Source organism: Aquabacterium sp. CECT 9606 (assembly GCF_918741295.1).
Classification (GTDB): Bacteria; Pseudomonadota; Gammaproteobacteria; order Burkholderiales; family Burkholderiaceae_C; genus Aquabacterium.
The window spans coordinates 745,456-765,745 of record NZ_CAKKNB010000001.1 but is presented as its reverse complement, the minus strand read 5'-3'; the positions used below and the strand labels follow the sequence as shown (position 1 = coordinate 765,745).

Below are 20,290 nucleotides of genomic sequence, written 5' to 3'. Positions count from 1 at the left end.
AGCCACTGCCGCGCCTCACGCCGGGCCCATGGCCGGCTTGTTGGACGAGGTTTGCTGAGCGCTGGGCGGCAACCACAACTCGATCACGCCCGGACGCCGGTTGAGCGACTTGGGCAGGTCGCGCACCCAGACCTTGTCCGACGTTTCACCCGGCCCCACCCAAGGCACGCCCAGCAGCCCCGCCATGGCTTTGGCGCATGCCCGGCTGGCGGGATCGTGCAGCACGAAGGTCGGTTGAGGCCAGGGCGCGGGTCGACGCTGCTGGCGCACTTGCGCGCTGAGCGTGACGTTCTCGATCGGCGCCACCTGGACCAGGTCTCCTGCCTGCATCTGCAGCAGCTGGCGCAAGGTGGTGGCCGGGCCCCGAGAGAACTCGTCGTAGATCTGCACGTACAGGATCGTGTTGCCCTGCGCCCGGCGGCAGGCCTCCAGAGACACGATCGGGGCCGCCGTGGTGGGCGCCACCACCGCCGGATCATCAGGCACGGCTGGGGGTGGCTGCTCGGTAGGCGCCTGTGCGGTGGTGGTCAGCGGGCCTTTGGCGCTCCAGTTTTTCAGCTGATCCCACACCGCCTTGGCCGCCAAGGCCTGCACGCCCGGCGAGCTGCCCGAATCCCAATAACTCAGCGCCGAGCTGGCCGGCTGGAAAGACGCCACCAGTTGCAGCTCATTGCGCATGCGCAAAGCGGTGGCCGGGCATTCGGTCTGGGCCGCCAGGGGCTTGGCAAAGTCTTTCGCAATGCGGGTGGCCACCAGGTCCACGCCCTCGCGCTCCAGCAAGCTCAACATGGGACTGCCCCGCATGACCTGCAGCAGCGTTTTCGTCTGCACATACAGGAACTCGGGCATCTTCGGGCAATCAGCATCAACGCCCTGCAGGCCCTTCGAGACCTCGGCAAACAGCTTGCTGGCCTCGGTTCGCGACTCGGTCTCCTTGCGCTGCACCTGGTCGATCGTTTGCCAGGCCGACAAGATCAAGGTGCCCGAGGCGCCCAGGCCCAAGGTTGTGCCGATGGCGGTGGCGCGCACGGTGCGACGCCACCAGGGGGCCGATTGGCCCTTGTCCGGGGCATCCTTGCCATCGCGCAAACGCGCCGCCACACGGATGCCGTGGTGGGCCTTGCTGCGCCAGCCAGGCAGTTGTGCCAGCCAGGTCTCGTGCAGGGCCAGTCCAAAATCTTCGCCCAGGCGGTGGTAGCTCTCCCATTGGGCTTCATCGAAGGACTGATCACCCGTGGACTCGTGCGGAAAATCCTCGTGCTTTTGCGCATAGGCCAGCAGGTCCACGTCCAGCGCGTTGTGCAGATTGGGCTTGACGATCAGCAGCGTGCCCTCCGGGCGCGTCAACACGGCCTGCCCATCGGCGCGCGTGATGGTTCGCTCGCGGTAGCGGATGCGCGCCAGCAAGACGCCCCGGCAGGAATGGCTGTTGCACACATCTTCGGGCGATAACACTGTCAGGCCCGAGCCCGCCAAGGTGAACAGGCGGCAAGCCTCTTCACGCGAGTAGAAATCGATCTCGGCCCCAAAGTCGATGCGGGCCTTGCGCACCAGGTTCTCGATGTCCCCGAACTCGTAGCGTGGATCGCAACTCGCGTCGGACAGGATGATGAAATCCAGCTCGCGCTTGATCAAGGCATAGACACCCGTGTTCTCAAAATGGCCACCGTCCGACAGGTACCACCAGGGTCGATCGCCCCCGAAGTAAACGGCCGATGCTTCACTGGCCAACATCAGCGGTTTGGGCAAAAAGCGCCATGACAGGTCGCTCAGCCAACGCAGTGGCACAAGCGCCCCGGGCGAGCGGATCCAGTGGCCCAGGCGCACGCCCAGAAAGTACAACAGCAGCGCCAGCCCGCGCGTGGTGTAGGCCCCCGCACCCGGCGAGGCGGCCGCGCCAGACACCGCCACCCACCGACCCAGCGTGCCCGCGTCGTGGTCGGCCTGCATGGGGATGAAGCGCGAAGGCCCGACCTCCAGGCCGCGCCAGGTGGCGGTCACGGCCGCGCCCTTGCGGTCTGCGTTGTACAGGCCACTCAAGTCATCCCTTGTCTGGTTCAGGCAGGTGTTGACCAGGTGGATGGGGCCGCCCCGCACCTCGGGCTGGTAGTGCCTCAGGCCCATGTCGTCGCCCTCTTCCACCGCCGTGACATCGGCACTGCCAGGCCCGCCGCCGTCCAGGCCTCGCCGGGGATTGCCCACTGCCAGGTAGGCCCTGGTCAGGCGCGCCCGGTAGAAGCTGTGCAGCGACGAGGTGTTGGGCATCTGCGCGTTACCCGCGGTCAAGGCCACCCAGATGAACCAGATCAAGGCCACCAAGGCTGCCCGCATCCATGAAGGCGTGTTGATCAGCGGGGCGAAGGTGTCGGGCGCGAAGACGAACCATTGCAACAGCACCAACCAACCCAGCACCAGCACCAGCAAGCCCGCCAGGCTGCCCACGTTGATCAGGCGCGGCAACCATTCGCGGGCGCGCCCGCCAGCCTCGGACGCCATCTGTTGCAAGGGCTGCACCATGGTGCGCAAACCCAGGGCGACCAAGCCCCCAAAACCCACGCCGCGCCACAGGTAGTTGTCATTGCCCGCCTGGGATTGAAGCTCTTCCAGTAACCACCAGCTCAGCACATCCAGCGCGCCCAGGCCCGCGACGGCACACGCCGCCAGTGTGACCATGCGCAAAGCCCGGGTGAGGGTATTGCGCAAACGGGCCACGGCCAGGGCATGGGGATCGCGGCTGAAAAACAACCAGCCTTGGGACAAGGACTGCCCCACCACGATGGACAGCAAAGCCAACACCGCCGCGCTGATGGCGGTCAGGCCATCGTGGCGGGGGTCCAGCAACTGCGCCGCCAAGGACCAGCGCACCAACACCCAAGTCCCGAAAGCACAGCCCGACAGGAACAGCACATCACCCACGCTGGGCCCCGAGGTCTTGGCCCCAGGGTTGGGTGTATCGCGCGCCGACCAGTAACCGGAGATGAGACCGGGCGCGGTCAGCAGCCAACCGGCCAGCGCCAGCACCCACCAGGGTGTCTGCCAGAAGGCCCAGCCTTTTGGGTCAAGCACCTGGGTGCTGTGCTGCCACAAGTGCGGTGCCACCACGATCAGGCCCAGCAGCATGCAGGCCACCATGAACTCGGCATGGATGGCCAGCACCGCCCGCAGGTAGGTGACGACCGCCGTGCCCCAATCGCGCGAGCCCGAGGTTGACAGATAGCGCCCATTGCGCCGCAACCACTCGAGCACGGGCGAGGAGGCGTCGGCCATCAGGCCTTGCGCACGCGCCATGCCAAAGCTGGACACCAGGCGTCCGAACATGCCGCCGATGTAGCCCCCACCGGACACCGTGGACAGGTAATCGACACGCCCCAGCAAACCATCGGCGTCCAGCGTGCGCTGATCGGCTGGCACACCGCCTGTCCCACCTCGCTTGTTCTGGGCCAGGCCGCGCATCAAGCCCAGGGCAAAGGTGGCGCTGCGCACGCCGCCGCCCGACAGCGCCAGGCCCACCCGCGGTAGCGTCAACTCGGCTTCCATGTGCACCGACAACTCGCCGAGCACCTCGCGCCGCCGCGCCAGCAAGGCGTCATGCTCGGCGGCTTGCAGTGGCGATTCGGCACCCTTGGGCGCCGCTTGGCCGGGATGTTCCAGCGAAGAGGGGATGGAGGTGGTCATGCCCCATGCTGCTGCAAATTGAGGCAACTGCCAACCGATACGGGGGCGACAAATTAGGGGGAGGCAGGCCCGGCGCGGATAATCCGCCACATGAACGCCCCCACACCGAACGCCAAGCCCTCCGCCGATCAGCCCTTCAGCACCCTGAGCCTGGCCCCCGCCATGCTGGACAACCTGACGCAGTTGGGCTACCTGTCCATGACGCCGATCCAGGCCGCCAGCCTGCCCATTGCTTTGGCAGGCCAAGATCTGATCGCGCAGGCCAAAACAGGCAGCGGCAAGACCGCCGCCTTCGCCCTGGCCCTGTTGACGCGCCTGGACCCGAAGAACTTCGCCGTGCAGGCCTTGGTGCTGTGCCCCACGCGCGAGCTGGCCGACCAGGTCACGCAAGAGATCCGCCGCCTCGCCCGTTTCGAAGACAACGTCAAGATCCTGAGCCTGTGTGGCGGCACGCCCATGCGCGGCCAGATCGACAGCCTGGAGCACGGCGCGCACATCGTCGTGGGCACGCCTGGCCGCCTGATGGACCATCTGGAGCGTGAAACGCTGAACCTGTCCGCCCTGAACACCCTGGTGCTGGACGAGGCCGACCGCATGCTGGACATGGGCTTCTTCGACGACATCGTGAAGGTGGCCAAGCAGTGCCCCAAGGACCGTCAGACCTTGCTGTTCTCGGCCACCTACCCCGAAGGCATCGCCAAACTCAGCCAGCAGTTCTTGCGCAACCCGCAAGAAGTCAAGCTGACCCAGCAGCATGACGACAGCAAGATCCGCCAGCGCTGGTACGAGGTCACCGAGAACGAGCGCCTGCACACGGTGTCATTGCTGCTCAAGCACTACCGCCCCGTCAGCACTCTGGCCTTTTGCAACACCAAGCAGCAATGCCGCGACCTGGTCGATGTGCTCAAGGCCCAAGGCATCGAAGCCCTCGCCCTGCATGGTGATCTGGAACAACGTGACCGCGACCAGGTGCTGATCCAGTTCGCCAACCGCAGTTGCTCGGTCCTGGTGGCCACCGACGTGGCCGCGCGCGGCCTGGACATCGCTCAGTTGGAGGCCGTGATCAATGTCGACATCACGCCCGACACCGAGATCCACGTGCACCGCATCGGCCGCACCGGCCGTGCCGACCAGAACGGCTGGGCCCTGAACCTGGCCACGATGAACGAGATGGGCCGCGTGGGCAACATCGAAGTGGCGCAGGGCAAGCCCTCCGAATGGCACCCTGTCAGTGAGCTGACACCGGCCAGCGATGAGCCTTTGTTGCCCCCGATGATCACCCTGCAGATCCTGGGTGGCCGCAAGGAAAAGATCCGGCCCGGCGACGTGCTGGGTGCCCTGACCGGCGAGGCCGGCTTCAGCGGCGCGCAGATCGGCAAGATCAACGTGACCGATTTCCACACCTACGTGGCCGTCGAGCGCGGCATCGCACGCCAGGCCGTCAGCAAACTGTCCGCGGGCAAGGTCAAGGGCAAAAAGGTCAAGGTTCGATTCCTGAACGAGCTTTGAAATCCCCGGAATCAGGGTCACCCTACTCAGAAAGTGGCCTTCGATCGGGGCCAAAAGTGGACAATAGAGGGTTGCCCCTCCGACGCCCGCTCTCCGACATGTCCGCCACCGCCTCGCCGATCACCATCCCCAAAGCTGAAAAAACCCTGAACGGCTACCGCCCGTACTGGGCCAAGCGCTTTGGCACGGCCAAGTATTTGCCCATGAGCCGGGACGAGATGACGGCGCTCGGCTGGGACAGCTGCGACATCATCATCGTCACGGGCGACGCCTACGTGGACCACCCCAGCTTCGGCATGGCCGTGATCGGCCGCATGCTGGAGGCGCAGGGCTTCCGCGTCGGCATCATCGCGCAGCCCGACTGGCAAAGCGCCGATCCGTTCAAGGTGCTGGGCAAGCCCAACCTGTTCTATGGCGTCACCGCCGGGAACATGGACTCGATGATCAACCGCTACACCGCCGACCGCAAGATCCGCAGCGACGACGTGTACACCCCCGGCGGCCAAGGCGGCAGCCGCCCCGACCGTGCCTCGCTGGTCTACGCGCAGCGCTGCAAGGAAGCCTACAACGACGTGCCCATCATCATGGGCGGCATCGAAGGCTCGCTGCGCCGCATCGCGCACTACGACTACTGGCAGGACAAGGTCCGCCGCTCCATCCTGGCCGATGCCAAGGCCGACCTGCTGCTCTACGGCAACGCCGAACGCGCCATCGTCGAGATCGCGCACCGTTTGGCCGCGCGCGAGCCCATCGAGCAGATCACCGATGTGCGCGGCACCGCCTTCATGCGCCGCACCAACGACCCCACGGCCGCCGGTTGGTTCGAGCTGGACTCATCCGAAGTCGACATGCCCGGCCGCGTTGACGAGCACATCAACCCGTACCAGACAACGTCGGAACAGGCCGAAGCCCAGGGCAGCACCTGCGCCAAGGAAGACGCGGCCAAGGCCGACGGCCCGCCAGCCCCCATGGGCAACGCCGTCAAGCCGATCAACTTCGTGCGCAGCCCGCTGGCCGCTGCCCGCCCCACCGGCAAGATCAACATGCCGCCGCGCGACCGCACCGTCATCCGCCTGCCCTCCTACGAGCAGGTCAAGAGCGACCCGGTGCTCTACGCCCACGCCAACCGCGTGCTGCACCTGGAGACCAACCCCGGCAACGCCCGCGCCCTGGTGCAGGCCCATGGCCACCGCGACGTGTGGATCAACCCGCCGCCCATCCCGCTGACCACGGCCGAGATGGACTTCACCTTCGACCTGCAATACGCACGTTCGCCCCACCCGGCCTACGCCGATGAAAAGGGCGGCCACGACGGCGCCACCAAGATCCCCGCCTGGGAGATGATCCGCTTCAGCGTGAACATCATGCGCGGCTGCTTCGGCGGCTGCACCTTCTGCTCCATCACCGAGCACGAAGGCCGCATCATCCAGAGCCGCAGCGAAGACTCGGTGATCAAGGAAATCGAAGCCATCCGCGACAGCGTGAAAGGCTTCACTGGTGTCATCTCTGATCTGGGCGGCCCCACGGCCAACATGTACCGCATCGGCTGCAAATCACCAGAGATCGAAGCGGCTTGCCGCAAGCCCTCCTGTGTCTACCCCGATGTGTGCCCCAACCTGAACACCGACCACGGCCCGCTCATCAAGATGTACCGCCGCGCGCGGGCCTTGAAGGGCGTCAAGAAGATTTTGATCAGTTCGGGCCTGCGCTACGACCTGGCCATCAAATCGCCCGAGTACGTGAAAGAGCTGGTCACGCACCACGTGGGCGGCTACCTCAAGATCGCACCCGAGCACACCGAGCAAGGCCCGCTCACCAAGATGATGAAGCCGGGCATCGGCAGCTACGACCGCTTCAAGCAGCTGTTCGAGAAGTTCAGCGAAGAAGCCGGCAAGAAGCAGTACCTCATCCCCTACTTCATCGCCGCCCACCCGGGCACCAGCGACGAAGACATGATGAACCTGGCCATCTGGCTCAAGCGCAATGGTTTCAAGGCCGACCAGGTGCAGACCTTCTACCCATCACCCATGGCCACCGCCACGGCGATGTACCACACCGGCCGCAACCCGCTGCGCAAGATCACGCGCGACAGCGAAACGGTCGACATCGTGCGCGGCGACCGCCGCCGTCGCCTGCACAAGGCTTTCTTGCGCTACCACGATGCCAACAACTGGCCCCTGCTGCGCGAGGCCTTGAAAGACATGGGCCGCGCTGATTTGATCGGCAATGGCAAGCACCACCTGATTCCGACCTACCAGCCGGTGATCGATGGCAGCTACCAGACCGCGCGCCGCAAGAACTCGACCCCCACTGGCGCGGTCAAGACCTCGCCCGTGACCAAGGGCCGCATCCTGACCCAGCACACCGGCCTGCCCCCGCGCGAGACCGGTGCCAGCGCATCGCCCACCCGGTCGGTGAAAAGCGTGGGTGGTGGCATGGCCCACAAGGCCGTGGGGCGCAAGAAGCCCCGCTAAGATTTCAGCAGGGCCAGAAACTCGTCCGAATCAAAGCCGTTCTTCATGGGCTTGCCCTTGACCATCAGGAAGGGCACGCCCACGCCGCCCAACTCCTGCAGCTTGCGTTCACAGTCCATGCTGGCTTGCGCATCGCATTCGGTGAAGGCAAAGCCGTTCTGCGTCAACCAGCCCTTGGCTTGCGCGCAATAAGGGCAGGTCGTGGTGGTGTAGATGATCACATCGCCCGACTTGACCAACGCGGCCAGGGCCTGCACATCACCGGCTGAAGATTGCTCAGTGGCACCGCCCTCTGACCGGTGCTTGGCGGACACCTGCCACCCCATCCACGCGCCATAGGCCAGCACGGCCGCCGCCACCCACTTGCCCCACGCGAACTGGCTTTGTTGGCGGGCCACGAACACGTCGGTGCGCAACGGCTGGGGCCTCAAGCCTTCGGAGGCCTTGGCATAAGCCACGCCGCAAGCGGGGCATTGCCAATCGGGGGCCAGCGCTCCGGGCTGGCGAACATGGTGGCACTTGGGGCAGCTCTGCATCATGTCATTCATGGGGTGGTTGGATCAATGACCACTCTGCCTGAAATCACGCCGCCCGCGTCACCAGAATGTGCATTGTTGCAGTGCACAATGCGCATTCATCAGCAGAAGGGACCGGACCATGCGCTACGTTGTGTTCAACCAAAAAGGTGGTGTTGGCAAATCCACCATCACCTGCAACCTGGCCGCCATCAGCGCCAGCCAAGGCCTGCGCACGCTCGTGGTCGACCTGGACCCCCAAGGCAACTCCACCCACTACCTGATGGGCGATGGTTTGGAAGAGGGCACGCCCAACCTGGCCGAGTTCTTTGACCAGACCCTGAAGTTCAGCGCACGGCCCAAGAGCACCGCCGACTTCGTGGTGGCCACCCAATGGGACAACCTGGACCTGATGCCCTCCAGCCCCGAGCTGGAAGAGCTGCAAAGCAAGCTCGAGTCGCGCCACAAGATCTACAAACTGCGCGACGCCCTGGCCGAGCTGGACGAGGCCTACGACCGCGTCTACATCGACACCCCACCCGCCCTGAACTTCTACACGCGCTCCGCACTGATCGCCGCGCAGGGCTGCCTGATCCCTTTTGACTGCGACGATTTCTCGCGCCGCGCCCTGTACGCCTTGCTGGAGAACGTGCAAGAGATCCAGGCCGACCACAACCAGGGCCTGCAGGTCGATGGCATCGTGGTGAACCAGTTCCAGCCGCGCGCCAACCTGCCCCAAAAGCTGGTGCAGGAACTGATCGACGAAGGCCTGCCCGTGCTGCAGCCTTACCTGAGCGCGTCGGTGCGCATCCGCGAATCACACCAGCAGGCCACGCCCATGATCCACCTGGATCCGCGCCACAAACTCACCCAGGATTTCGTGGCCCTGCACGATGCCCTGCGCTCCTCATAGAACGAACCCTCGCTGCAGCCCTTACTGAGCCGGCGTTTGAAGTCGCAGCCTGCGGGCGGCTTCTTCGTCCTTGGCGTCGTCGATCTCGCGCAGCACCGCGCCCAGGTCGACGGCTTTTTCGCTTCGGGCGAACTGGCCGGTGAGCTGCACCTCGGGGTGCAGGCCACCCGCCTCGTACAAGGCCCAGATCTCGCGGCCGTAGTCGGTGGCCAGCAGTTCGGGCGCGTACTGCCCAAAGTAGTTGCGCAGATTGGCCACATCGCGCTCCAGCATGTCGGAGGCGTGGTTGTTGCCAGCGGCATCCACCGCCTGGGGCAGGTCGATGATGACTGGGCCATCGGCGCCCACCAGGATGTTGAACTCCGACAAGTCACCATGAACCACGCCGGCGCACAGCATGCGCACCACTTCCATGATCAGGGTGTGGTGATACTGGCGGGCCAGCTCGGGCTCGAAGGACAGGTCGTTGAGGCGCGGTGCGGCGTCGCCATCGGCCCCCGTCACCAACTCCATCAGCAACACGCCTTCGTGGAAGTTGTAGGGCTTGGGCACGCGCACGCCCGCGCCAGCCAGCCGGTACAGGGCATCGACTTCGGCGTTTTGCCACGCGGCCTCTTGCGCCTGGCGGCCATAGCGCGTACCTTTGGCCATGGCGCGGGCCTGCCGGCTGTTCTTCGTCTTGCGGTTCTCGGTGTAGTCCACCGCCTGGCGAAAACTGCGTTTGTTGGCCTCTTTGTAGACCTTGGCGCAGCGGATGTCGTCACCGCAGCGCACCACGAAGACCATGGCTTCCTTGCCGCTCATCAGCTGGCGGACCACCCCATCGATCAAGCCATCTTCAATCAGCGGTTCCAGTCTTTTGGGGATTTTCATGGTGCGCATTGTGCGCTGCCCGGATGCGACGACAATCCTCGTCCAGAACTTATCCGTCCAACCACCTCCAATCTGTCATGTCCCGATATCAGGTTCGCTCCGCCATTCCCCGCGATGCCATGGCCATTGCCGACATTTACGCCGCCGCCGTGCAGGCTTCCTACAAGGACCTGGTGCCCGACGAGCTGCTGAGCACCCTCTTCGCCAACAAGCGCCAGGGCTATTGGCGCGAAGCCATCGAAATGGGCGAGCCGCAAATCCAGGTGGCCGCCGAGGGCGAGCAGGTGGTGGGCTTCGTGGGCTACGACCGCTCGCGCGATCCCAAGACCCCGTCCACCATGGGCGAGATCTGGCAGATCTACGTCAGGCCTGACCTGTGGTCCACTGGCGCCGGCCTGGCCCTGTGGGATGGCGCCCGCGACGGCCTGGAAGACGAAGGCTGCACCCACGTTTCGCTGTGGCTGCCGCTGCGCAACGAACGTGCCCTGGCCTTCCACGAAAAAGCCGGCTTCAAGCGCGAATTGAAAACCGCCCAGACGGTGGACGTGGGCGGCGTGAAGATCGAGACGATCCGCCTGGTGCGGGCCATCGGCTGATCAACCGATCTCCAGCGTCTCCATGACCTCGTCTTCCCAGACGGCGAGTTCATCGACCGAGATCTGGAGCCACGCCAGCGCCTTTGCGCCATAGGCCGTCCATTCTTTTTCGGGCTGCAAGCCCTCTTGCAGGCGCAGCAGGTGATCGGCCAGCAAACCGGCGGCCACCAGGGTGTGCACCTCGGGCTCGGTGAAGCGATCACCCAGCGCGGCCAGATCGTGGTGCAGCCGGATGGCGGCCATCAGGCTGGGCGACAAACGCCACACCCGGGCCACCAAGGCGCCCACCACGGCGTGGTCGGTGCGGTGGTTGGCGTTTTCAGTGGCCACATAAGAGCGATCGACGCGGGCCTGGGCCTCCACCATGGTGCCCACATAGCCCTTCACGCTTTGCATCATCACTGGCAGGCCCACGTGGCAGAAGAGGCCATAGGTGTAGGCCAGATCGGGCGACATGCCGGGCAGGCGTTTCGCGATGAAAGCCATGGCCAGGGCCCGCTTGGTGGCGCGCTCCCAGAAGCCCTGCAGGTGCGGACTGCTGACACGGATGGCGTTTTGCGCCAGAAAGCCCGTCAGGATCGCCGCGGTGTCGGTCAAGCCCAGGCGGTTCATGGCCTGGCCGATGCTTTGCACTGGCTGGCCACTGGCGTACAGCGGCCCATTGGCCGATCGCAGCATGGTGGCCGACATGGCCACATCACTGGAGGCGATGCGGGCCACTTCGTTCAAGTCGGGCTCGCTGGCCGCCATGGCTTTCTGCAAGCGCGTCAGCAATTCCGGACAAGGCGGGATGACGATGTGCTGCAGCGGCCCTTTCGCCCTGGCGTGATCCAGCTCTTGCTGGATGGCAGAGGTGCGCGTCGGCGCCAGATCCGTGGTCGTCATGGAGAAAAGGCCTAAAGTGGTGCACTGCCAGGGTATCGGCGTTTTGCCCGGAAAATGAAGAGGGAAAAATGGTTGGCCCAGAACTGAAAAGGAAGCCCGCTTTGAAAACCAGACGCCCGTGGTGGTATTTGGCCTGGTCATGCCTCATGGTGATCGGTGCGGCCCAGGCCGAACCGCCGCGTGAGCTGGAAGGCGTGCCCATCGAAGACACCGCGCAGGTGGCCGGAACCAAGCTGGTGCTCAACGGTGCGTCGGTTCAAAAGCGCGGATTTTTCAAGACCAACACCTGCGCCCTCTACCTGACCGAAAGGCGCCACACGCTGGACGAGGTTGTCAAGCTGGCCGGACCCAAGCGCGTGCACCTGGTCATGCTCCGCGACGTGAAGGGCTTCCTCATCGCACGCCAGTTCCTCAATGACTTCGCGGCCAGTGCCACCGAGGCCGAAGCCCAGGCGCTGACCGCCGAGGTCGAAGCCATCGCGGCGGGCTACGCCAAGATCGACATGCTGCACAAGGGCGATGTGGTGCTGATCGACTGGGTCCCCCAGGAGGGCATCGTGGCCTCGCTCAATGGCCACCCCATGGGGCCAGCTCACGACAACGAATCGCTCTGGGATGTGTCACTGCGCCCGGTGATGGGCCCCCTGGCGCCTCGCGAATTGCGCGAGCACTTGCTGGGGCTCAATTGACACGGGACTTCAGGCGCATCGTCAGGCCCACCGGGGTCATCGTGAACGACATCAACTCTTGCGCTTCGCCGCCCTGGGGGGTGTCCACGCGCTCGATGTCGAACTGATTCAGCAAGGTGGCCATGGCCACTTTCATTTCGACCATCGCCAGGTAACGCCCCGGGCACACGCGGGGCCCGCCACCAAAGGGGGTGGACACCTTCCTGGCTGTGCCATCGGCCAGCCAGCGTTCGGGCATGAAGGCCACGCCATTTGGGAAGTGCCGATCGTCCAGCGCGTCGTGGCGCGAGATGCACCACACCAACGTGCCCGTGGGCACCAGCACATCACCCACCACCGTGTCGCGCAAGGCCTGCTGCACCCGGAAGGGCGCCACCGGTTTGAGGCGCATGGTTTCCTGGATGCAGGCGTCCAGGTAAGGCAGGTCGCCCACCTGGTCCATCGTGAAGCCCGACAAGTCCGCCCCCACCACGCAGCGCACCTCGTCTTGCGCCCGCTTCAAGGCCTCGGGGTGGCGGTGCAACAGATGGATCAACCAGGCCAGCGTGTTGGCCGTGGTGTCTTCACCGGCCAGCAGCATGGTGAACACATTGCCCGCCACGACCTCGTCGTTCACGCCGCTGTCCGGCTGGTCGGCGGCCACGATCAGGGCCTCGATCAGGTTGGTGGGCTGCTCACGCCGCGCAGGCTCGCGTCGCATGCGTTCGCGTGCCTGCTCGATGAAGCCGCTGATGGCCTGGTTCACCGTTTTCAAACTGTGGTCCAGGTCGTGGTCGGAGGGTAATTTGACGTAGCGCCAATACGGCAGCAGGGTGTTGAGCCGCTTGAACAAGGCCGGGAATATCTTGTCCAGGTGGCGCTGGATCACGTCTTCATCCGATTCCAGGGTGTTCATCTCCACGCCAAACGCCAGTCCGGCGATGGCGTCCACCGTGAAACGCATCAGGTCGCTTTGCAGGTCGATCGCCTGCCCTTGCGCGGCGGCCTTCTGCCAACGTCCATCCAGGCGCTGCGCCACCTTCAACAATGCCGGAAAATAAGCACGCACATGGGTGGGCGAAAAGGCCGCCATCACCATGCGCCGCTGGTGGTGCCAGTCCTGGCCCTCGGCGCTGAACAGGCCTTGTGCGCCGCCCAGCTCCTTGACCACCCGCTCCAGGCTGGCCGGGCGCCGAAAGCCCTCGGGCCGGTCTTTCATCACGGCATGGATGGCCTCGTGGTCGGTCACCACCAGCACCTGCGTGGGCCCCAGGCGCACCCGGAAAGTCGGCCCGTACTCACGCGCCCATTGCTCAAAATCCAGGTGGATGCGCGGGCGCTTGATTTGCAAGGCGTTGCCCACGACGGGCAAGGGTCGCGGGCCGGGCAGTTGGTCCAATCGGCGCAGGGGTGGATGGCTCAGCAAAGTGCTCAAGGGGGATGGCTCCATCTCGGTGGGCCTTCAGTCTCGCATGCAAGACACGCCGGGCCAAGCTCCGTACACTACGGCCCGGCCCATCCCTCCTGATTTTTTTCATGACCATCCTGCTCGCGCCCATGGAAGGCCTCCTGGATTTCCCCCTGCGCGACATCCTGACCCGCGTGGGCGGCATCGACCGCTGCGTGTCCGAGTTCATCCGCATCACCGACCAGTTGCTGCCCGAGCGGGTGTTCACGCGCATCGTGCCCGAACTGCTCAACGGCGGCCGCACGCACGCGGGGGTGCCTGTGCGGGCGCAATTGCTGGGCTCCGACCCCAGCTGCCTGGCCGAGAACGCCGCCCGGCTGGCCACCTTGGGCCCCGCCGGCATCGACCTGAACTTTGGCTGCCCGGCCAAGGTCGTGAACCGGCACGGCGGAGGCGCGGCCTTGCTGGTCGATCCCGAGCTGTTGCACGCCATCGTGGCCGCGGTGCGCCGCGCCGTGCCGGCCCACATGCCCGTGTCGGCCAAGATGCGGTTGGGCTACCTCGACGACTCGATGGCAGTGGAATGCGCCCAGGCCCTGGCCAGCGGTGGCGCCGAAGAGCTGGTGGTGCACGCCCGCACCCGGGCCGACGCCTACCGCCCGCCCGCCTACTGGGACCGCGTGAACGAAATCCGCCTGGCGGTGAACATCCCCGTGGTCGCCAATGGCGAGATCTGGAACGTGGACGATGCCCGCCGTTGCCAGCAGGCCTCGGGCTGCCAGGACTTGATGTTGGGGCGCGGCATGGTCGTCAATCCCGGGCTGGCGCTCAGCATCGCCACGCCGGGGCACCCAGGCCTGCCCTGGTCATCGCTGTTGCCTTTGATGGCGGAATTCTGGAAGCTGATCCAGACCCGTGTCGAGCCTCGCCACCGGGCCGGCCGCATCAAGCAGTGGCTCAATTTCTTGAGGCGTCACTACCCCGAGGCGGAAGAGGCCTATGGCCGCGTTCGCACCACCAACGACCACACGGTGGTGGGTCAAACCTTGTTCGCTTGATGATCAAGCAACCTTGACCGAGGGAATGGGCTTGAGGGGCCCGCCAAACTCTTCCTTGGCCGGTTTACCGGGCAAGGGCGGGAACGCCAGCTGGGTCTCGGGCACCTGGCAGTCCGGCAACTGATCCAGCAAGTGGCGAATCAAGGTCAAACGCCCGCGGCGCTGGTCATTGAAATCCACCAGCGTCCAGGGCGCATGCTTGGTGTGCGTGGACTCCAGCATGGCATCGCGCGCCTGCCCATATTCCTTGTATTTCAGGCGTGCTTCCAGATCGATGGGCGACAACTTCCAACGCTTGAGCGGGTCGTTCAAGCGCTCAGCCATGCGCTGCTCCTGCTCTTCCTGATCCACCGTGAGCCAGTACTTGAAGAGCAGGATGCCATCGTCCACCAGCAGCTTTTCGAACACCGGCGTCTGCTTCATGAAGCGCTGAACCTGCTCATCGCTGCTGTAGCCCATCACCTTTTCAACCCCGGCGCGGTTGTACCAGCTGCGGTCCATCAGCACGATGTGGCCGCCAGCCGGCAAATGCGCCACGTGACGTTGAAAATACCACTGGCTTTGCTCGATCTCAGTGGGTTTGCTCAGCGCCACCACATGGCACATGCGCGGGTTGAGCGTCTCGCTGATGGCGTTGATGACGCCGCCCTTGCCCGCCGTGTCCCGGCCCTCCAGCACGATCAGCAAGCGCTTTTGACGGTGCTGCACCCAACGCGCCAGATTGTTCAGCTCGATCTGCAACGGGCCCAGCAAATCGCCGTATTGCTGTTTGCTCAGGCGCGCGCCTGATTTGGCGCCCTTGCCTTTGTCGCCATTGCCATTTCCATTGCTGTCCTTGTTGTTGCCCATGACACGTGCCCGATGCTGAAGTGACGGTGCAAGCTTTATAACCCTGCAAGGCCGACCGCGTCAGAACAAGGTCCCTTGCCGAGAGGCGGCCTCGGAAGGCGGCGCCTGAGGGCGCTTGAATAGGCCGATGTCCAACTCAACCAGGGGCCTGCGTGCCAGCCCATTCCGTGCCGCCGCCTTGGCCACCCGCTGTGCGATCAACTCGGCCCACAGGCCATGGCCCCGCATGCGGTGGGCAAAATCGGCTTCGTAATCTTTGCCGCCGCGCATGTCGCGGATGCGGGCCATGATGCGGTCGGCCCGCTCGGGCACGTGGTGCTGCAGCCATTCCTGGAACAAGGGGTTGACCTCCCAGGGCAAGCGCACCACCGTGTAGTGGATGGACCCGGCACCGGCCTCGGCCGCCGCCTTGATCACCTGCTCGATCTCAGGCTCGTTCAAAAACGGGATGATGGGGGCCACGTTGACGCCGACCGGCACCCCTGCCTCGGCCAGGCGCTTGACGGTCAACAAACGCCGGTGAGGAGCCGCCGCACGCGGCTCCAGCTTGCGGCACAGCACCGGATCAAGCGTGGTGATGCTGACCAGCACCAGCGCCTGATGGCGCCGCGCCGCCAAGCTGATCAAATCCAGATCCCGCTCAACGCCGCTGGATTTGGTCACGATCGAGAAAGGGTGCTGGCACTCGGTGAGCACCTGCAGCACCGAACGGGTGATGCCCAGCTCGCGCTCAATAGGCTGGTAGCAATCGGTGGCCGAGCCCAGGTTGATGGCGCTGGGCTGGTAGCTCGCCTTGGCCAGCTCTCGCCTCAGGCAATCGGCCGCGTTGACCTTGGCCACCAGGCGGGTCTCGAAATCCAGGCCGGGCGACAGGTTCAGGTAGCTGTGGGTGGGACGGGCATAGCAATAGATGCAGCCATGCTCACAGCCCCGGTAGGGATTGATGGACCAGGTGAAGGGCAAGTCTGGCGAGTCATTGCGGCTCAGGATGGTCTTGGCGTGCTCGTGCGTGACCTGGGTCTGCACTGGAGGCGCTTCAGCGTCCTCATCCCCGCCATCGGCCGGCCAGCCATCGTCGATCCGCTCCCGCCCTTCTTTGTTGAAGCGGTGCAGGATGCGGGTGGCAGTGCCACGCCCTTTGAAGGGCTTGGCCAGCAGGCGGTCGTCAGGCAGCATGATACTGTGTATTTATACAGCACATTGCGGCGACTGCCAAGCCCAAAAAATACAATCGCTATGACCCCGATCCTTCCTCAAAACTGGACGTGGTCGCCTTCAAGAAGGCGCGTTTCCCGCTCTTGAATCGCTTGGCGCTATCAGGGCTCCGCATGGCCTCCAAAAAGGCCGCCGACAAGTGGTAGGCCCGCGTGTCCAACCCCAACTCCTCTACCGCTTTCTTGAAGCCTGCCGCACTGCCCATCGCCGTGTGGAAGACCTCGTCCGCGTAGGTATTGGGCCAGGTGCTGAAGGGGTCCTCAAACGCCTTCTGGCAGTTGTCTTTGTCGGTCGAATGGTAATTGCGGCAAACCGATGGCCGGGCCGCGTAGACCGAACAGCTGTGGTTGACCAAAAATGGGCAAGTCGGCCTGAGGGTGAGCCGATCCGCCTCAGTCGCGGCCTTGCGCTCGTTCACATTGCGGGTGGCGCGTTCCATCACGCTGCGCAGTTGCTCTGGCGTGAAATGCTTGGTCACGTAGGCTTGAACCTCGAACACCTCAAAGGGGTGGGCCACAACCTCAAACTGGCGGCAACAATAGCTGCAGCCAGCCTCGCAAGCCAAGGCCTGGGATGAGGTCTGAACAGCGTTGTTCAGACGCGCTTCATGGCGCGCGTAAAACCGCACCACCGACTCCCGCATGGTGAGTTTTTGTAGATCTCCACGCGCTTCGGCCAATTCAGGCAACGCGTGTTCAAGCATCCGCTCTTCGGACATGGGAACTCTCCTGGCAGGGCGCCCTAGATATCAAACTATGCCGAATTTTCTTCGTTCAATTCTGAATTTCAATACGGGCTTTCAGCGCAGATCAGCCAAGTGCTCGTCGCCCGTCCCTTCTCGACAAGCGCCACAAGCGAATGGCACTTACCGAAAGCCTGAGAATATTCAATCCACATTCAATTCGCATTTGAATAAAAAAAGGGCGCCATGAAGACGCCCCTTCAAATCAGCAGTGGTGGCTTAGATCAGTGGAGCATCAACCAGCAGGGCATCCGGTTGCGGCTTCGGACAAGTCACCGGAACGTTCTGGCCATTGCCATTGAACTGCAGAGCGCCCGCTGCGCTGCCCATGCCGATCACCATGGACTCGGCGGTACCGTCCGGCTTGAACGGTCCTGCCGTGACCGTGCCATTGACTGGCAAGGACACAACAACCGGCTTATCGCGCTGGAGTGTGGTGGCAGGGATGTCCGTTCCGCCTGGCAGCACGTTCGGGTTCGCTGGTGTGCCGTGGTCCACGATCAACTCGAGCTCACTGACTTTCCCTTGTACCGAGGTGATTCCCGCGTCCATGAGCCGGTTCACGGTCGATGCTGGCAAAGTGAATGCACCTGACGCCTCGGTGATGGACAGGGTGCCTGCGCGTTTCACGGCGAGTGGAATCACCCCGCCAACAGCCACGCCAACGTCGTATTGCTGCCCTCCGATATTGCACTTGTACGGCGCGTGGACGATGCCCACCAAGTTGCCGGCCGCCACCTTGGGATAGGACAGCGGCTCACCCTCGTACAGCGCCGCCTTGCTCGGATCGACTTCGTTGCCCACCGCAACCGACAAGAGAGCATTGCCCTGTGAGGCTGCGCACTCCGCATGGACCTTGATTTTGAAACCAATCTTGGATTTCAGCGTCACATCTGCGGAAGCTCCTTCAAAGCGGAACTGAATGCGGCCATCGGCGGGGGCGGTGTAAGGCCCTACCCGGAAATCGCCTGTTTTCGGCAAACCGACGGTGATGGCCCGCCCTGCCGTGACAGGAACATCCGCCACGCTCAGGTCGTAGAGTTTCGCAAGATCAACCGTGGCGGGGGTCGACCGCGTTGCGCCGATCCGCAGGCTGGAAACGATGGCATCGGCCTTGTCGATGGCAACGAGCCCTCCGAGTGACGAAAGCCAAGGTGGCAGCGTCAGCGCCCCGCTTCCCTGCGACAGGTAAAACTCTTGTCCGGGCCCAAGCTGGACAGGCGCGATGCCTTGGATGTCAACGGTGCCCGCGATCTTGATGATGTTGAGGGTGCCCACGCTGATCTGGCAAGAGATTGGCAGCGTGAAGCGGCCGGTATCCGCGCCGATGGAAGGCACCAAGGCCGGATCCAACGCGCTTGCCGTGTTTGGCGTTAGCGTCACGGCTGCAATGGCAGCAAGCGCGATCGTGCCGCGTAGGCGGTTTAAAAGGGTGGACGATTTCAAAGTATCTACTCCTAGGGTTTTATTAGTCCAAACAGGTCTATGCGCTGAAGAAGTCAGCGGGGCGAGATTAGAAGTTGTTCAAATAAATCGATTAGGCAAAAACCCTGAACGATTAACGTTTCCAATATTTCATTTAATTACGGCACTGATTTAATCCTTGCACATCAATCACTTATCAAAAGTTCGCGATGCGAGGAACTCAATGCGACACATGTAATTGCACCCATTAATCCCCGAGTTTCATTTTTGAAGGCGGCATGTGCTGTTGATGCACACCGCAGTGGCTTGATCGATGACGAGTCATTGCCAACTGCGCATGTTCTGGCCAGGTGCGCCACGCAAGATCGCGTTAAAAATCCGCTTGCTGGTGGTAGATCCCGGAAAGTTCAAGATGGCAACTCCAGACCGGCATTTGCGGCCAATGAAAGAGCCCCTGGAAGCCCCTTCCGGGGAACTTTTCAGCACTTAGCACTCAAAGCAATAGAGTGCTAATATTTCTGCTCACAGCAAAGGATGATTCCGAAAGGACGCCAACGATGACTGCCGCTACCGCCTTGACCACCCGTGATCCCTGGACCCTGGTTCCCTCGCTGGGCAACCTGGACGCCTACATTCGCGCCGTGCAAGACATTCCCATGCTCAAAGTGGAAGAAGAGCAGGATCTGGCGCGCAAACTCCGTTCTGAGGGCGACGTTCAGGCTGCCGGGCGCTTGGTGCTGTCCCACCTGCGCCTGGTGGTGTCCATCTCGCGCCAGTACGTGGGCTACGGCCTGCCCCAGGGCGACCTGATCCAGGAAGGCAATGTGGGCTTGATGAAGGCCGTCAAGCGCTTTGACCCTGATCAGGGCGTGCGCCTGGTGAGCTACGCCATGCACTGGATCAAGGCCGAGATCCACGAGTACATCTTGAAGAATTGGCGCATGGTCAAGGTCGCCACGACCAAGGCCCAGCGCAAGCTGTTCTTCAACCTGCGCTCGCTCAAGCACCAGTACAAGGGCGATGCCGATGATGCCCACGTGGGCCGCATGGGTTTCAGCGAATCAGAAATCCAGCGCGTGGCGCACGAACTGGATGTGCGCCCCGAAGACGTCATCGAAATGGAAACCCGCATGTCGGGTGGCGATGTGGCGCTCGAAGCCCCGGCCGACGACGACCATGAGGGCCCTGCCGCCCCCATGGCTTATTTGTCGGACGATGCGCATGAGCCCACTCGCGTCATTGAGGCCCATCACCGCGACTGGCTGGCCAGCGACGGCATCACGCACGCCCTGAACCAGCTGGACGACCGCAGCCGCCGCATCGTTGAAGAACGCTGGCTGAAAGTGAATGACAATGGCTCGGGCGGCATGACGCTGCATGATTTGGCCGCCAACTACGGCGTCAGCGCCGAGCGCATTCGTCAAATCGAAGTGGCCGCGATGAAAAAAATGCGCAAAGCTTTGAGCGAAACCGAAACAGCTTGAA

General features: G+C 63.7%; 16 protein-coding genes. 7 read left to right on the top strand and 9 right to left on the bottom strand.

Features of this window, described 5'->3' with window-relative positions:
* Positions 1–15: 15 nt before the first annotated feature.
* Positions 16–3,675 (bottom strand): hypothetical protein, encoded by a 3,660-nt coding sequence (locus tag LQ232_RS03510; protein ID WP_230178992.1) that lies wholly within the window; start codon positions 3,673–3,675, stop codon positions 16–18.
* Positions 3,676–3,765: 90 nt separating this feature from the next.
* Between LQ232_RS03510 and dbpA the strand changes: the two genes are divergently transcribed.
* Both dbpA and LQ232_RS03500 read left to right on the top strand, forming a co-directional pair.
* Positions 3,766–5,184 carry an ATP-dependent RNA helicase DbpA gene (gene dbpA, locus LQ232_RS03505; RefSeq protein WP_230178991.1) on the top strand — a complete coding sequence of 473 codons (1,419 nt, stop codon included), beginning with the start codon at positions 3,766–3,768 and terminating at the stop codon, positions 5,182–5,184.
* A gap of 98 nt (positions 5,185–5,282) precedes the next feature.
* Positions 5,283–7,658, top strand: a complete 2,376-nt coding sequence (locus LQ232_RS03500) for a YgiQ family radical SAM protein (protein WP_230178990.1) — start codon at positions 5,283–5,285, stop codon at positions 7,656–7,658.
* On the opposite strand, the gene LQ232_RS03495 is transcribed toward LQ232_RS03500, so the two are convergent.
* A complete protein-coding gene (locus LQ232_RS03495) occupies positions 7,655–8,206 on the bottom strand; it encodes a glutaredoxin family protein (protein WP_230178989.1) in 552 nt (183 codons plus the stop codon). The two genes, LQ232_RS03500 and LQ232_RS03495, sit on opposite strands and share 4 nt — an antisense overlap.
* 109 nt (positions 8,207–8,315) lie before the next feature.
* Between LQ232_RS03495 and LQ232_RS03490 the strand changes: the two genes are divergently transcribed.
* A complete protein-coding gene (locus LQ232_RS03490) occupies positions 8,316–9,086 on the top strand; it encodes a ParA family protein (protein ID WP_230178988.1) in 771 nt (256 codons plus the stop codon).
* 21 nt (positions 9,087–9,107) lie between these two features.
* Here the strand turns inward: LQ232_RS03490 and LQ232_RS03485 are convergent, their stop codons facing one another.
* On the bottom strand, positions 9,108–9,959 hold the full coding sequence (locus LQ232_RS03485; RefSeq protein WP_230178987.1) for a PA4780 family RIO1-like protein kinase: 852 nt from the start codon (positions 9,957–9,959) through the stop codon (positions 9,108–9,110).
* Positions 9,960–10,036: 77 nt separating this feature from the next.
* Here LQ232_RS03485 and LQ232_RS03480 point away from each other — a divergent pair, with 77 nt between their 5' ends.
* Positions 10,037–10,555: a GNAT family N-acetyltransferase gene (locus tag LQ232_RS03480; RefSeq protein WP_230178986.1), complete on the top strand. Its 519-nt coding sequence runs from the start codon at positions 10,037–10,039 to the stop codon at positions 10,553–10,555.
* On the opposite strand, the gene LQ232_RS03475 is transcribed toward LQ232_RS03480, so the two are convergent.
* Complete coding sequence (locus LQ232_RS03475) at positions 10,556–11,440, bottom strand: HDOD domain-containing protein (protein WP_230178985.1); 885 nt, start codon at positions 11,438–11,440, stop codon at positions 10,556–10,558.
* Positions 11,441–11,541: 101 nt separating this feature from the next.
* Between LQ232_RS03475 and LQ232_RS03470 the strand changes: the two genes are divergently transcribed.
* Positions 11,542–12,129, top strand: a complete 588-nt coding sequence (locus LQ232_RS03470; RefSeq protein ID WP_230178984.1) for a chalcone isomerase family protein — start codon at positions 11,542–11,544, stop codon at positions 12,127–12,129.
* Here the strand turns inward: LQ232_RS03470 and LQ232_RS03465 are convergent.
* Positions 12,122–13,543, bottom strand: coding sequence for a cytochrome P450 (locus LQ232_RS03465; protein ID WP_230178983.1), 1,422 nt, complete (start codon positions 13,541–13,543; stop codon positions 12,122–12,124). The two genes, LQ232_RS03470 and LQ232_RS03465, sit on opposite strands and share 8 nt — an antisense overlap.
* Before the next feature lie 101 nt (positions 13,544–13,644).
* Here LQ232_RS03465 and LQ232_RS03460 point away from each other — a divergent pair, with 101 nt between their 5' ends.
* A complete protein-coding gene (locus tag LQ232_RS03460) occupies positions 13,645–14,574 on the top strand; it encodes a tRNA-dihydrouridine synthase (protein WP_230178982.1) in 930 nt (309 codons plus the stop codon).
* A 3-nt stretch (positions 14,575–14,577) separates the two neighbouring features.
* On the opposite strand, the gene ppk2 is transcribed toward LQ232_RS03460, so the two are convergent.
* From ppk2 to LQ232_RS03440, 4 genes are all read right to left on the bottom strand, one after another.
* On the bottom strand, positions 14,578–15,423 hold the full coding sequence (ppk2, locus tag LQ232_RS03455; protein WP_230178981.1) for a polyphosphate kinase 2: 846 nt from the start codon (positions 15,421–15,423) through the stop codon (positions 14,578–14,580).
* Positions 15,424–15,483: 60 nt separating this feature from the next.
* Positions 15,484–16,599, bottom strand: a complete 1,116-nt coding sequence (locus LQ232_RS03450) for a PA0069 family radical SAM protein (RefSeq protein ID WP_230178980.1) — start codon at positions 16,597–16,599, stop codon at positions 15,484–15,486.
* Between the two features lie 58 nt (positions 16,600–16,657).
* Positions 16,658–17,356, bottom strand: coding sequence for a YkgJ family cysteine cluster protein (locus tag LQ232_RS03445; protein WP_230178979.1), 699 nt, complete (start codon positions 17,354–17,356; stop codon positions 16,658–16,660).
* Positions 17,357–17,599: 243 nt separating this feature from the next.
* Positions 17,600–18,826, bottom strand: coding sequence for a hypothetical protein (locus LQ232_RS03440; protein WP_230178978.1), 1,227 nt, complete (start codon positions 18,824–18,826; stop codon positions 17,600–17,602).
* A 536-nt stretch (positions 18,827–19,362) separates the two neighbouring features.
* Here LQ232_RS03440 and rpoH point away from each other — a divergent pair.
* A complete protein-coding gene (gene rpoH / locus LQ232_RS03435; RefSeq protein ID WP_230178977.1) occupies positions 19,363–20,289 on the top strand; it encodes an RNA polymerase sigma factor RpoH in 927 nt (308 codons plus the stop codon).
* Position 20,290: the final 1 nt, after the last annotated feature.